The organism is Pseudomonas sp. NPDC096925 (genome assembly GCF_044762545.1).
Classification (GTDB): Bacteria; Pseudomonadota; Gammaproteobacteria; order Pseudomonadales; family Pseudomonadaceae; genus Aquipseudomonas.
In genome coordinates this window covers 68,543-81,641 of sequence record NZ_JBIWEM010000013.1, presented here as the reverse complement: position 1 = coordinate 81,641, position 13,099 = coordinate 68,543, and the positions used below count along the sequence as shown (strand labels likewise).

Sequence of the window (13,099 nt, the reverse complement as noted above, 5' to 3'; positions counted from 1 at the left end):
GTGGCGCAAAAACTCCCGGGCATACGCGCCCCCTGTGGGAGCGGGTTCACCCGCGAACACCGGCAAAGCCGGTGCCATCCTCCGCGTCGCCTGCTTTGCGGCTAAAGCCGCTCCCACAGGGCCCGCGTAGCTCCCGGAGGCATTCATGAAATGTGCGTCATTTATGCCTGACGAATCACAGGTCAATGCTACGCTCGCGGAAATACTCAGCACGGATACTCATCATGGAAATGAACTGGCACCAGGCCCTGCAAGAGAGCCTGAGCTGGCTGGCAATCGCCTCGTTCATCACCCTTGTCTGCTTCACTGCAGCCGCCACACTGGCCGTACGTTGTACGCGCTGGGGTAGCCAGTTCTGGCAGCTTGCCGGGCCCTATTTCAGTTTCAGGCGTAGTTGGCGGCCGTTACTGGTGTTCGCCCTGCTGCTGGTACTGACGCTATTCTCGGTGCGCCTGAACGTGCTGTTCTCGTTCTGGTACAACGGCTTCTACAGCGCCTTGCAGGGCCTTGATCAAGCCGCATTCTGGTACCTGCTCGGCGTCTTCGCGGTATTGGCCACCATCCACGTGTTGCGTTCGCTGTTCACCTTCTATGTAAGCCAGGCCTTCAGCATCCAGTGGCGGGTCTGGCTGACCGAGCGCCTGACCCACGACTGGATGCACGGCGATGCCTACTACCGTGGCCAGTTCCTCGCCGAGCCGGTGGACAACCCCGACCAACGTATCGAACTGGACGTCAACGCCTTTGTCAGCAACTCGGTGACCCTCGCCCTGGGTGCAGTCAGCGCGCTGGTGTCGCTGGTGGCGTTCACCGGTATCCTCTGGGGGCTGTCGGCACCGCTGGCTGTCGCCGGTGTGGAGATACCCCGGGCGATGGTGTTTGCCGTGTACCTGTATGTCATCGTCGCCACCTGGATCGCCTTCCGCCTCGGGCGACCGCTGATCCGCCTGAACTTCCTCAACGAAAAGCTCACCGCCAACTTCCGTTACGCGCTGATGCGCCTGCGCGAGAACGCCGAGAACATTGCCTTCTACCAAGGCACGCAGGTCGAGCGGAGCACCTTGCTGGGTCGCTTTGGTGCCTTGATCGTAAATGCCTGGGCGCTGGTGTACCGAAACCTGAAATTCAGTGGTTTCAACCTGGGCGTGAGCCAGGTTGCGGTGGTGTTCCCGTTCATTCTCCAGGCGCCGCGCTTCTTCAGTGGGGCGATCAAGCTGGGCGATGTCATGCAGACTTCCCAGGCCTTTGGCCAGGTGCAGGATTCGTTGTCGTTCTTCCGCGAGTCGTATGATGCGTTTGCCCAGTACCGGGCCACCCTCGACCGTCTGACCGGGTTCCTCGATGCCAACGAGCAGGCGAGCGCTTTGCCGCGTGTCATCACCGAGGACCAGGCGCATGCCTTGGCGATCAGCCGCCTGCAGGTGCTGCGCCCGGACGGGCATGCGCTTATCGCCGACCTGGACCTTGACCTGCACGCCGGCCAGGCGCTGTTGATCAAGGGCCCGTCGGGCAGCGGCAAAACCACGCTGCTGCGCGCGCTGGCGGGCCTCTGGCCGTATGCCGAGGGTGAGGTCAGGCGGCCGCTGGGCCACCAGGCGCTGTTCCTGTCGCAGCGGCCGTACCTGCCGCTGGGCGATCTGCGCACCGTCATCGCCTACCCGGCGGCGAGCAAGCCTGAGGACGAAACGCGGATGCAGCAGGCCTTGCGCCAGGTCAACCTGGCCCACCTGGCCGAGCGGCTGGACGTCAGTTGTGACTGGTCACACATTCTCTCGGTCGGTGAACAGCAGCGCCTGGCATTTGCCCGGGTGCTGTTCAACCGGCCTCAGGTGGTGTTTCTTGACGAGTCCACCTCGGCCATGGACGAAGGGCTGGAGCATGCTCTGTATTCGCTGTTGCGCACGGAAATGCCGGGTGCGCTGCTGGTCAGTGTCGGGCACCGCAGCACGCTGGCAGGGTTCCATACCCACCGGCTGGAGGTGGATGGGCATGGCGGCTGGTCGTTACTGGAACAGCAGCCAGCGCTGGTCTAGTTCGGCTTGCCGGTGGTCGGGCCTGATCTGAGCAATGCGACCCCGACCAAGGTGCCGCCGGCACATGCTGCGCCAAGCAGGAATGTCGCCTGAAAACCGGCCCCGTCCCACAGCAGCCCGGCCACCACGCTGGCCACCAGCAGCGCCACCCCGGTCAGCAGGTTGAACAGGCCGAAGGCCGTACCGCGCAGGTCGACGGGGGCGCTGTCGGCGATCATGGCGGCAAAGATGCCTTGGCTGAAGCCCAGGTGCAGGCCCCAGGCGGCCACCCCCATGGCCAGCCCGGCCCAGCCCGGCAGCAGGGCCAGCAGCAGGTCGGCGGTGACCAGCAACCCCAGCCCGGTCATCAGCACGCCACGGCGGCCTACGCGGTCCGACAGCGCCCCGGCGGGGTAGGCTGACAGCGAGTAGGCCAAGGCCATGAGCACCAGCACTGCCGGCGCCCACAGCGGCGCCAGGCCCATGTCCTGGGCGCGTAACAGCAGAAACGCCTCGCTGAAGCGGGCGAGGGTGAACAGCGTGGCCAGGCCGATCAACCGCCAGTAGGCCGGGCCCAGGCGAGCCAGTTCGTGTACTGCCAACGGTGAGCGTACCGGCCGGGCGGTGGCCGGCGTTTCAGGTTCGCGCACGAAGGCGATGAGGATGTACACCGCCACGAACGCCGGGATCACCGCCACCCAGAACACCGTCTGGAAATGGCTTGAGGTCAGCCACATCAACAGGATCGCCAGCAACGGCCCAAGGAAGGCGCCCACGGTGTCCAGCGCCTGGCGCAGGCCGAAGGCTGCACCACGCAGTTCAGCGGGCGTGACATCCGCCACCAGTGCGTCGCGCGGCGCCCCACGAATACCCTTGCCGACCCGGTCGACGAAGCGTGCCGCGGTCAGCCATTCCAGCCCGGAGGCCATGGGGAACACGGGTTTGCTCAGCGCCCCCAGGCCATAGCCCAGAACCGTAAGCAGCTTGCGCTTGCCCAGACGGTCGCTGAGGGCGCCGGAGAAAACCTTGGTGATCGAGGCAGTCGCCTCGGCGATGCCTTCGATAAAGCCCACCGCCACTACCGAGGTGCCGAGCACGGTGACCATGTACAGCGGTAGCAGGGCGTGAATCATTTCCGAGGAAATGTCCATAAACATCGACACGAAGCCCAACGCCCAGACGCTGCGAGGGATCTTCACCACGGGCCTGGTGGTGTTCGTGGGGCGGCATTCTTCGTGGCTGCGCATCAGGGGGGACTCGGCAGAGGGCTACCTTCGAAACTGTAGGAGATTGCCCAGCCCTTTGGGCTGCGCTGTCGCGTAGAGAACTGAATTCGCAAGCGGCCCGCTCCCACAGGGGGCCCGCTGATTCAAGGGGCTATGTGTCAGCAACGCAATCTTGTCGGCAAAGTTCCGTTACAAACATGTAAACTTCGTAAATAAGATTCAAACTCATTTAGGAATCTCTATATTTACCATCCCTGTTGGCCACCAAACTGTGTTTGCGAGGCCGGTGGGCGAGGGCCCCCGGTTTCCGACAGGGATGTGCCGTTTCGCTCATGAATCGCAGGAGATGTACCCATGCAGTGCAAGACTTCACCCAACAGCCTGGCCCTGGCGTTCGTCGCGCTGGCGTCACCGGTCATGGTGGCCAGCGCGGCTCAGGCAGAAGAAAAGCGCACGGGTGAGGTGCTGGAGATGCCGGTTGCCGACAACGCGCTGGTGATCGAGGACACCTTGGTCACCGCCGAGCGGGAGGCACGCCAGGCCCTGGGCACGTCGATCATCACCGCCGAAGACATCAAGCGCCACCCGCCGGCCAATGACCTGTCCGACATCATTCGCCGCGAACCCGGGGTCAACCTGACCGGCAACAGCGCCAGCGGCGCGCGGGGCAACAACCGGCAGATCGACCTGCGCGGCATGGGTCCGGAAAACACCCTGATCCTCATCGACGGCAAGCCATCCAGCGCACGCAATGCCGTGCGCTATGGCTGGAACGGCGACCGCGATACCCGCGGTGAAACCAACTGGGTACCGGCCGAAGCGGTCGAGCGCATCGAGATCCTGCGTGGCCCGGCGGCCGCACGCTACGGCTCCGGCGCCATGGGCGGGGTGGTCAACATCATCACCAAGCGCCCCACCGACGCACTCAAGGGTAGCGTCAGCCTGTACACCCAGTTGCCGGAAGACAGCGCCGAGGGCGCCAGCCGCCGGGCCAACTTCAACCTGGGTGGCGGCCTGACCGATAACCTCGGTTTCCGCCTGTACGGCGGCCTGGCCAAGACCGATGCCGACGACCTGGACATCAACGCCGGGCATGCCACCAGCGCGCTGGTGGCGGGCCGCGAAGGGGTGCGCAACAAGGACATCAATGGCCTGCTGAGCTGGAAGCTGAACGACGAGCACCGCCTCGAGGCCAGCGTCGGCTACAGCCGCCAGGGCAATATCTTTGCTGGCGACACCATGAACAGTAACGGCGGTGGCGACGTCGAGTTCGTGTCCAGCCTGTATGGCCATGAAACCAATGTGATGCAGCGCAGTACCTACGACCTGACCCATCTGGGCGATTTCACCTGGGGTACCAGCAAGACCGTGCTGGCCTACGAGTACGTGCGTAACTGGCGCCTCAACGAGGGCCTGGCAGGCCGCACCGAAGGTGCCCCCAACGCCGAAGGCGCCGCGATGTCGCGCTTGCGCAACACACGCCTGAGCAGTGAGGTGAACCTGCCATTCGCCGTGGGCAGCACCGAGCATGTGCTGACCCTGGGTGGCGAATACCTGTACGAGGCGCTCAATGACCAGGGCTCGCTGCGCCCGCAAAGCTCGGACCCCACGGGTAATGACGGGCTGGTCGGTTTCGACCGCAGCAGCTCGAAGACGACCGCCCGCAGCTATGCGCTGTTCGTCGAGGACAACATCATAGTCGGTGACACCACCATTACCCCGGGCCTGCGCTTTGATCACCACGAAACCTTCGGCGACAACTTCAGCCCCAGCCTTAACCTGTCGCACAAGCTGACCGAAGCGCTGTCGGTCAAAGGCGGCATCGCGCGCGCCTACAAAACCCCGAACCTGTACCAGTCCAACCCCAACTACTTGCTGTACAGCCGTGGCAACGGTTGCAGTGTGCAGCAGGCCAACAACGGTGGCTGCTACCTGCAGGGCAACGCCGACCTCAAGCCCGAGATCAGCGTCAACAAGGAAATCGGCCTGCTCTACGACCGTGGTACCTGGCGCACCAGTGCCACGTACTTTCGCAACGACTACAAGAACAAGATCATCGGTGATACCGATGTGCTGTACACCATCGGCACTGGCAGCCGCGTGACCCAGTGGGACAACGCCGGCAAGGCGCGGGTGGAAGGCATCGAAGGCAACCTGTTCATCGAGCTGACACCGGCCCTGGACTGGAACACCAACCTGACCTGGATGCTCGACAACGACAACCGCGAGACCGGCGAGCCGCTGTCGGTGATCCCGGAATACACTGTCAACACCACCCTCGACTGGCGCGCTACCGACAAGCTGTCGTTCCAGGTGGCGGGTACTTACTTCGGCAAGCAGAAGTCGCCGACCTACAACGACCGTACCCAGCAAGCCTACGACAAGGCGGCGCAACAGGATGTGGAAGCCTACGGGCTGGTGGATGTGAGCGCCGGGTACAAGTTCAACGCCAACTACGACGTGCGGGTGGGGGTGAACAACGTGTTCGACAAGCAGATCTTGCGTGGCGGCAACGCCAGTACTTCGGGCGCAAATACCTATAACCAGCCGGGCCGGGCGGTGTTCGCTGCGCTGAACATCAACTTCTGACACCACGGGCCGCTGTGCGGCCCATTCGCCGGCAAGCTCCACCTCGAGCGCATCGGCCTCAAGCCATGCGCTATCCCTGTGGGAGCGGGCTTGCCTGCGAACAGCGGCGCAGCCGGTGCCATAATGTTGCGGCAAAAATTGCCACAGCATGCTAAACCATGCGCCCCAGCCCGCTGCGAGATAAACCCGGTGAAAGCCGCCCGCCTGACCCTGATCTGCCACGCCCTGACCCAGGCCCAGAAGACCGGGCGCCTGCACCGTGCGGACGACGGCATCCTGCCGTTGCTCCAACAGCCTTTCGCCGACCTTTCAGGTGTGCAGGTGCTGACTGCGCCAGAGCGACGAGCCTGTGAGACGGCGGCGTGGTTTTCGGGGCAGGCTCAGGTCGAGCCGGCCCTGGCCGATTGCGACCTGGGGCGTTGGCAAGGGCTGACGCTCAAGCAATTGCAGGCCGAGCAACCGCAGGCATTGACCGAATGGCTGCAGGACCCGGCCAGTGAGGTGCACGGCGGCGAGTCGTTCGCTGTGCTTTGCCAGCGCATGGCCGCCTGGTTGGCGGCCTTCGACAGGCCGGGTGAATGGCTGGCGGTTACCCACCCGATGGTCATGCGCGCCGTGCTGGTGCAGGTGCTTGGCTGCCCGATGAGTGCCAGCCAGCGGATCGACGTGTTGCCGCTGTCGCGTCTGCAGCTGAGCCTGACCGGGCAGTGGCGCCTGCGCCTGGGCTGAAGGTCAGAACGCCAGCTTGTAGCCGATCAGCAGCAGCATCGCCGCCAGGCACGGGCGCAGTACGCGGTCGGAAATCCGCCCGGTAAGGTGGCTGCCCAGGTAGATGCCTGGCAGTGAGCCCAGCAGCAGGTAGCCCAGCAGCGACCAGTCCATGTTGCCCATGCCCGCATGGCCCAGGCCCGCTACCAGGGTCAGTGGCACGGCATGGGCGATTTCGGTACCGACCAGGCGGCGGGTGACCAGGAAGGGGTACAGCAGGAACAACGCCACGGTACCCAGTGCGCCAGCGCCAATCGAGGTGAGGGTGACCATCACCCCCAGCACCACGCCGGTGAGCACGGTGAGGGTGTTCAGGCTGCGGTCGCTGAGGTGGTAGTGGTCACCGGCGTGGCGGCTGGCGAAGGCCTGAAGACGCGATTTGAACAGGATGGCCAGCGCGGTCAGGATAAGCACCACCGCCAGGCCTTGCTTGATGACGGCGTTGAGTGCCGAGGTGTCGGTGTGCAGGGTGCTGAGGAACCACAGGGTCAGTGCCGCCGCGGGCACGCTGCCCAGGCTGAGCAGGCCGGTGATCTTCCAGTCGACGTTCTTGTTGCGCGCATGCACCCAGACGCCACTGGCCTTGGTGATGGCGGCATAGAGCAGGTCGGTGCCGACGGCCGTTGCCGGGCTGATGCCGAACCACAACAGGATCGGGGTCATCAACGAGCCGCCACCGACGCCGGTCATGCCGACGATGAAACCTACGATCAGGCCTGCAATGGTGAAACCGAAAGAACCTACATCCATACGCTACTCGACTGCCCAACTTTGCCCGTTATCGGATGCAGCCAGCATATAGATTTTTTTATAGCCAAATAGACTTGTTCGTTATTAGGTTATAACCGAGTCAGGGGCTGAATAGGTTCCCTGTGGGAGCGGGTTTACCCGCGAAGCAGGCGCCGCGGTGGATGGCACGGGCTTCGCCCGTGTTCGCGGGTAAACCCGCTCCCGCAGGGGATCGCGCCGGTTTTCGGATTTTTAGCAAGGCAGTTGCTTCATGAGGGCCTGTCAGCGATCAGTCATCACCACCATCACATGTGCATCTGCGCCATCGTCACTTTCCGACAGGTAGATATGCCCCACCTGGCTGTCGAAATATGCCGTCTCCTGCGGCCCGATGCTCACCGCTTCGCCGGTTTCGAACTCGATACGAACGCGCCCGCTCAGCACCAACGCGAACTCTTGCCCAGGGTGGCGGATAAAATCGTCGAACTGGCCGCGTTCACGGGCAATGATGCGGGCATAGGCGGGTGTCATGCGCCGTTCGGGGAAGTCGCCGGCGATCGGGTGATATTCATAGGTGCCGGTCGAGTAGCCCGCCGCGCCCGGCAGCGACTCGACCACCACGGTCACCGGTACCGGCGCCGTGACCGTGCCGCTGGCGCGCAACAGCTGGGTAATGTCGACATTCAGCGCCCGGGCGGCGGCGGCGAGTTTTTCGTAGCTGACCGAGACCTGCGCCAGCTCCATTTTCGACAAGGTAGACAGCGGGACGCCACTGGCTTCGGACAATTGCTTGAGGGTCATCTGGCGCGCCTTGCGCACCTGGCGCAGGCGCTGGCCGACTACGGCACGGTCCAGCAGGGGTAGGGCAGCGGGCATTCGGGGATCTCGGCATGCAGCGTTGGTCGGGCATCTTACCTTGGACCCTTGCGTATTCGTAAATTCTCATATATTAGAATTCTCACAAATGATAATTTGCCGGGCAGGAATGAGCATGACCCCGATCTACGACACCCTGATCATCGGCGCCGGCATTGCCGGTGCATCGCTGGGCTATCGCCTGGCCGGCCAGCAGAAGGTGCTGCTGCTCGAGCGCGAGGCACAGCCTGGCTACCATTCCACCGGGCGTTCGGCAGCCATGTTCATGGAGGCCTACGGCACCCCGCAGATCCAGGCGCTGACCCGCGCCAGCCGGGCCTTCTACGAAGCTCCACCGCAGGGCTTCTGCGAGCACCCGCTGCTGGAACCGCGCGGCTGCCTGTACGTCGCCAGCCTGGAACAGCGCGCGCTGCTTGAGCAGACCTATGCGCAGAACCTGGCCAATGGCACCGAGGTCAGCCTGCTTGACCGCGACGCCGCCCTGGCCCTGGTGCCGAGCCTGCGTGGCGAGACCCTGGCCGGCGCGGTGCTCGAAGCGGGCGCCATGGACCTGGACGTACATGCCCTGCACCAGGGCTTCCTGCGCGGCTATCGCGCCTCTGGCGGTGAACTGCGCTGCAACGCCGAGCTGATCCAGGCCTGGTACCTGGATAACCTGTGGCAGGTGGAGCTGGGCGATGGCAGTCGCGTGCATGCGCGCCAGCTGGTCAATGCCGCAGGCGCCTGGGCCGACCGCGTGGCCGAGCAGTGCGGTGTGGCGCGTATCGGCCTGCAACCCTGCCGACGCAGTGCCTTTACCTTCCCCGGCCCGGCAGATCAGGACTTCGCCCGCTGGCCGGCGGTGATCGGCGTTGACGAAAGCTTCTACTTCAAGCCAGACGCCGGCCAGTTGCTGGGTTCGCCGGCCAATGCCGACCCGGTCGAACCCCAGGACGCCGCGCCCGAGGAGTTCGACGTGGCGTTGGGCATCTACAACATCGAAACCATGACCACCCTGGCGATCCGCCGGCCGAGCCACACCTGGGCCGGGCTGCGCTCGTTCGTCGCCGACGGCGACCTGGTGATCGGTTTCGATGCGCATGCACCCGCATTCTTCTGGCTGGCGGCACAAGGTGGCTATGGCATCCAGTCGGCTGCGGGCGCCTCGCGCCTGGCCGCCGACCTGCTGCTGCGGCAACCCCTGTGTCCCGGTCTTGTCAGCCAGGGGGTGGTGCCCGAGCGCCTGTCCCCGGCCCGTTTCCAACAACCCTGAAAGGAGCATTCCATGAGCAATGATATCCAGCGTTTCCCCAGCAGCCTTCCGTTCCCGTTTTCCCGTGCGGTGAAAGCCGGCGGTTTCCTGTTCCTCTCCGGCCAGGTGCCGATGAGTGCCGGCGGCGAAGTGGTGCGCGGGGACATCCAGACCCAGACCCGCGCCGCCTGCGAGCGCATCGCCGAAAGCCTGGCGGCCTGTGGCGCGCGTTTCGACCAGGTGGTCAAGGCCACGGTATGGCTGTCGGACATGAGCCACTTCGCCGGCTTCAACGAGGTGTACAAGGAATTCTTCGGCGCAGCGCTGCCGGTGCGCTCGACCGTAGCCTCGGCATTGGCGCTGGGGGTGGATGTGGAGATCGAAGTGCAGGCGTTTGTCGGCGATTCGTGACCGAACAAATAGCCCCAAAAAGCGATGCGGTGGCAGTAAGACAACAACAATAAATCCAGAGGTGCACATGCAAGAGCAGCTGAAGATCGCCGGCGCATTTGTCGGCGTGATCGTGGGGGCAGGGTTCGCTTCGGGGCGGGAACTGTTGTTGTTCTTTGTCGATTTCGGTGTGTGGGGGCTGGCCGGTACGCTGGTCAGCGCGGCCTTGTTCACCTTCCTCGGCATGGCCCTGGCGGGACTGGGCAATCGCCAGCAGGCCACCTCGCACAAGGATGTGATCCAGGCCATCTGCGGCCGTCACCTGGGCCTGTTCGTCGACTGGCTGATCACCTTTTTCATGTTCGCCGTCACCGTGGTCATGCTGGCCGGCGGTGGCGCCTTGCTGGAGCAGCAGTTCGGCATCCCGGCACTGACCGGCAGCGTGCTGGTGACGCTTGTGGTGGTGGGCATCGTGTGCCTGGACGTGCGCAAGGTGATCCTCGCCATTGGCGCCATCACGCCGTTGCTGATCCTGGTGGCGTCGGCGATTGCGCTGTACGCAGTATTCACCCGTGAGCAGAGTTTCGCCCAGCTTGACCTGCTGGCCAGCCAGCAACAGGCCGGCACCCGTCACTGGCTGCTGGGGGCGTTCTTGTACGTGTCCTACAACATCGTTGCCGGCGCGCCGATCCTGGCCATTCTGGGCGGCTCGGCCAAGGGCGAGAAAACCGCGGTTTGGGGTGGACTGCTCGGTGGTGCAGCACTGGGCGGCCTGATGCTGGTGATGAGTGCCGGGCTGTTGTCGCGCCTGGACAGCGTGGCTGACCTGCCGATGCCAATGCTGTCGATTGCCAACGAAGTGTCACCGCTGCTGGGGCTGGTGATGTGCCTGATCATCTTCGGCATGATCGTCAACACCGCGGTGGGTACGTTGTTTTCGTTCCTTTCGCGGCTGTTGCCGGTGGGCACGGCGACGTTCCGCTGGGGGTCGGTGGTGACTGGGGTGGTGGCGTTGGGCTGCAGCCTGGTGGGGTTCATCAGCCTGGTGGGCGAGGTGTACCCGTTGTTCGGCTACCTGGGCTTTGTGCTGATGGCTGCGGTGCTGCTGGCCTGGGTGCGGCGGAGCAAAGTGGTCAAAGCGGCGGTGGCGTAGGGGGCTGCTGCGCAGCCCAATCGCGACACAAGGCCGCTCCCACAAGGACCGCATGGCACCTGTGGGGGCGGCCTTGCGTCGCGATTGGGGCGCAGAGCGCCCCCTTGGTCCATCAGATCCTGAAACTGCCTACCAATTGCTTCAGGCGCCCGGCCTGCTGGGCCAGTTGGTCGCAATGGCGCAGGGTCTCGTTGAGGTTCTCCACCCCTTGCTGGTTCAGGGCGTTGATCTGGGTGATGTCCAGGTTGAGGCTCTCGACCACGGCGGTCTGCTCTTCGGTAGCCGTAGCCACCGACTGGTTCATGCCATCGATCTCGCCAATGCGCTGGGTCACGCTGGCCAGGCGTTCGCCAGCCTGGTTGGCTACCTGCACGGTCTGCTCGCTGGAAACCTGGCTGGTGTTCATGGTGTGCACCGCTTCGCGCGAGCCTACCTGCAGGCTGGTGATCATGCGGTGGATTTCTTCCGCCGATTCCTGGGTGCGGTGCGCCAGGTTGCGGACCTCGTCGGCCACCACGGCAAAGCCGCGGCCGGCTTCACCGGCACGGGCCGCTTCAATGGCGGCGTTCAGCGCCAGCAGGTTGGTCTGCTGCGAGATGCCCTTGATCACGTCGAGGATCTTGCCGATTTCGTCCGTGCTGGCGTTGAGCGTTTCGATTTGTGCGCAGGACTCGCTGATGCGCTGCGACAGGGCGGTCATGGCGCTGATCGCTTCTTCGACCACTTCACGGCCACCGTGGGCCTGTTCGCTGGCACCGCTGGCATGCTGCGAGGCATCGGCGGCGTTGCGGGCGATTTCCTGGGTGGCGGCACCCAGCTCGTTGATCGCTGCGGCCACGCTGTTGGTGCGCATGCTTTGCTCTTCGGAGCCGATGATCGATGCATTGGAGGCATTGACCACCTTCTCCGACAGGTCGTGCACCAGGCGGGTGGCCGAGGACACTTCGCTGATCGAGGCATGAATGCGCTCGACAAAGCGGTTGAACGATGTGGCCAGTTCGCCGAATTCGTCCTTGTTCTGTACGGTCAGGCGGCGGGTAAGGTCACCTTCGCCCTCGGCGATGTCGCGCATGGCGCGGCCCATGGTGGTCAGCGGGTTCATCAGCACCGGGATCAGCAGGCCAAGCAGGCCGGCGATGGCGGCCACGGCAATCAGCATGGCGATGATCGCCGAGGTGCGGAACTGGCTGAGCGCGGCGTAGGCCTTGTCCTTGTCGATCGACAGGCCGATGTACCACTGTGCCGAAGGCAGGCCGGCCACCGGGGCGAAGGAGATGATGCGGTCCTGGCCATTGAGGGTGACATCCTGCATGCCGGCGGCGACCCGCAGGTTGCTGCCGGGGTAGATGTCCTTGAGGTTCTTCATCACCTGGTCTTTGTCGGGGCTGACGATCACCTGGCCATTGCTGTCGGCCAGGAAGGCGTGGCCGATGCCGCCGAAATCGACCGAGTTGATGATCTCGACCAGGGTGTCGAGGGTGACGTCACCGCCGACCACACCCATCAGTTCGCCATTGCCCTTGCTTTTCACAGGCGTGGCGATGGTTACCATCAGGCCGCCGACAGCGCCTTGGTACGGGGCAGTCAGCACGGACTGCCCGGCGCTGGCAGCGGCGCCGTACCACGGGCGCTGACGTGGGTCGTAACCGGCGGGCATCTGCGCATTGGGGCGCTGAGTGAACGCACCGTTGGCCTGGCCCAGGTAGGTGAACAGGAAATTGCGCGTATAGGACGGCTGCTCGATCAGCCCGTCCAGGGTGTCGCCAGCGCCTTGCTGGGCGATGTCCTGGGCCAGGTTTTCCAGGACCAGGATGCGCCCGCTCATCCAGTTCTGCACACTGCTGGCGGTCAGTGCGCCCGACTGCTGCACCGAAGCTTCGATGTTCTGGCGGATGGTATTGCGTTGCAGGTAGTCGTTGTAGAGCGTGAACAGGGCAAATGCCAGGACCACGACGCCGCAGGCGCTGAGCAGGATCTTGTGGCGAAATTTCAGGTTCATGTTTCGAGACCTTGGGCCAGTGAGGGGAGGGCGCAGCGCGCTCATGACGCATTGCGGAACCTATCGACCGGGATATCGGCTCAAGGGGTAAAAGATTGATGCTCTTACAGAAAATTCTTACGGTCG

10 protein-coding genes and 1 pseudogene are annotated in these 13,099 nt (G+C 64.1%); 6 read left to right on the top strand and 5 right to left on the bottom strand.

The features are described 5' to 3' along the window. The first annotated feature begins 224 nt into the window (after positions 1–224). Positions 225–2,033, top strand: a complete 1,809-nt coding sequence (locus ACIQYU_RS25465) for an ABC transporter ATP-binding protein/permease (RefSeq protein WP_233688354.1) — start codon at positions 225–227, stop codon at positions 2,031–2,033. Here the strand turns inward: ACIQYU_RS25465 and ACIQYU_RS25460 are convergent. Beyond that, a complete protein-coding gene (locus tag ACIQYU_RS25460) occupies positions 2,030–3,259 on the bottom strand; it encodes an MFS transporter (RefSeq protein WP_233688353.1) in 1,230 nt (409 codons plus the stop codon). The genes ACIQYU_RS25465 and ACIQYU_RS25460 overlap by 4 nt on opposite strands. Positions 3,260–3,592: 333 nt before the next feature. On the opposite strand from ACIQYU_RS25460, the gene ACIQYU_RS25455 reads away from it, so the two are divergent. Together ACIQYU_RS25455 and ACIQYU_RS25450 are read left to right on the top strand one after the other, a co-directional pair. After that, positions 3,593–5,827 carry a TonB-dependent siderophore receptor gene (locus ACIQYU_RS25455; RefSeq protein ID WP_233688352.1) on the top strand — a complete coding sequence of 745 codons (2,235 nt, stop codon included), beginning with the start codon at positions 3,593–3,595 and terminating at the stop codon, positions 5,825–5,827. Between the two features lie 189 nt (positions 5,828–6,016). Further along, the gene (locus tag ACIQYU_RS25450; protein ID WP_207835151.1) at positions 6,017–6,556 is read left to right on the top strand and encodes a histidine phosphatase family protein; all 540 of its coding nucleotides are present in this window, start codon (positions 6,017–6,019) and stop codon (positions 6,554–6,556) included. A 3-nt stretch (positions 6,557–6,559) separates the two neighbouring features. Here the strand turns inward: ACIQYU_RS25450 and ACIQYU_RS25445 are convergent, their stop codons facing one another. Next, positions 6,560–7,345 (bottom strand): sulfite exporter TauE/SafE family protein, encoded by a 786-nt coding sequence (locus ACIQYU_RS25445; protein ID WP_063913983.1) that lies wholly within the window; start codon positions 7,343–7,345, stop codon positions 6,560–6,562. 261 nt (positions 7,346–7,606) lie between these two features. Further along, the gene (locus tag ACIQYU_RS25440; RefSeq protein ID WP_233688351.1) at positions 7,607–8,200 is read right to left on the bottom strand and encodes a helix-turn-helix domain-containing protein; all 594 of its coding nucleotides are present in this window, start codon (positions 8,198–8,200) and stop codon (positions 7,607–7,609) included. A gap of 115 nt (positions 8,201–8,315) precedes the next feature. Between ACIQYU_RS25440 and ACIQYU_RS25435 the strand changes: the two genes are divergently transcribed. From ACIQYU_RS25435 to ACIQYU_RS25425, 3 genes are all read left to right on the top strand, one after another. Further along, the gene (locus ACIQYU_RS25435) at positions 8,316–9,452 is read left to right on the top strand and encodes an FAD-binding oxidoreductase (RefSeq protein WP_233688350.1); all 1,137 of its coding nucleotides are present in this window, start codon (positions 8,316–8,318) and stop codon (positions 9,450–9,452) included. Positions 9,453–9,464: 12 nt separating this feature from the next. Beyond that, a complete protein-coding gene (locus ACIQYU_RS25430; protein WP_207835160.1) occupies positions 9,465–9,842 on the top strand; it encodes a RidA family protein in 378 nt (125 codons plus the stop codon). Between the two features lie 67 nt (positions 9,843–9,909). After that, the gene (locus ACIQYU_RS25425; protein ID WP_207835162.1) at positions 9,910–10,974 is read left to right on the top strand and encodes a hypothetical protein; all 1,065 of its coding nucleotides are present in this window, start codon (positions 9,910–9,912) and stop codon (positions 10,972–10,974) included. Positions 10,975–11,086: 112 nt separating this feature from the next. On the opposite strand, the gene ACIQYU_RS25420 is transcribed toward ACIQYU_RS25425, so the two are convergent. Together ACIQYU_RS25420 and mcpA are read right to left on the bottom strand one after the other, a co-directional pair. Continuing rightward, complete coding sequence (locus ACIQYU_RS25420; RefSeq protein WP_370290711.1) at positions 11,087–11,827, bottom strand: methyl-accepting chemotaxis protein; 741 nt, start codon at positions 11,825–11,827, stop codon at positions 11,087–11,089. A gap of 114 nt (positions 11,828–11,941) precedes the next feature. Next, positions 11,942–12,973 (bottom strand): annotated as a pseudogene (gene mcpA / locus ACIQYU_RS25415) (methyl-accepting chemotaxis protein McpA); the annotation flags it as partial. Positions 12,974–13,099: the final 126 nt, after the last annotated feature.

Bases quoted from the DNA above. Each gene is read 5' to 3' on its own strand.
- ACIQYU_RS25455 (WP_233688352.1), top strand. From the start codon at position 3,593: ATGCAGTGCAAGACTTCACCCAACAGCCTGGCCCTGGCGTTCGTCGCG.
- ACIQYU_RS25460 (WP_233688353.1), bottom strand. From the start codon at position 3,259: ATGCGCAGCCACGAAGAATGCCGCCCCACGAACACCACCAGGCCCGTG.
- ACIQYU_RS25465 (WP_233688354.1), top strand. From the start codon at position 225: ATGGAAATGAACTGGCACCAGGCCCTGCAAGAGAGCCTGAGCTGGCTG.
- ACIQYU_RS25425 (WP_207835162.1), top strand. From the start codon at position 9,910: ATGCAAGAGCAGCTGAAGATCGCCGGCGCATTTGTCGGCGTGATCGTG.
- ACIQYU_RS25430 (WP_207835160.1), top strand. From the start codon at position 9,465: ATGAGCAATGATATCCAGCGTTTCCCCAGCAGCCTTCCGTTCCCGTTT.
- ACIQYU_RS25445 (WP_063913983.1), bottom strand. From the start codon at position 7,345: ATGGATGTAGGTTCTTTCGGTTTCACCATTGCAGGCCTGATCGTAGGT.
- ACIQYU_RS25440 (WP_233688351.1), bottom strand. From the start codon at position 8,200: ATGCCCGCTGCCCTACCCCTGCTGGACCGTGCCGTAGTCGGCCAGCGC.
- ACIQYU_RS25435 (WP_233688350.1), top strand. From the start codon at position 8,316: ATGACCCCGATCTACGACACCCTGATCATCGGCGCCGGCATTGCCGGT.
- ACIQYU_RS25420 (WP_370290711.1), bottom strand. From the start codon at position 11,827: ATGCGCACCAACAGCGTGGCCGCAGCGATCAACGAGCTGGGTGCCGCC.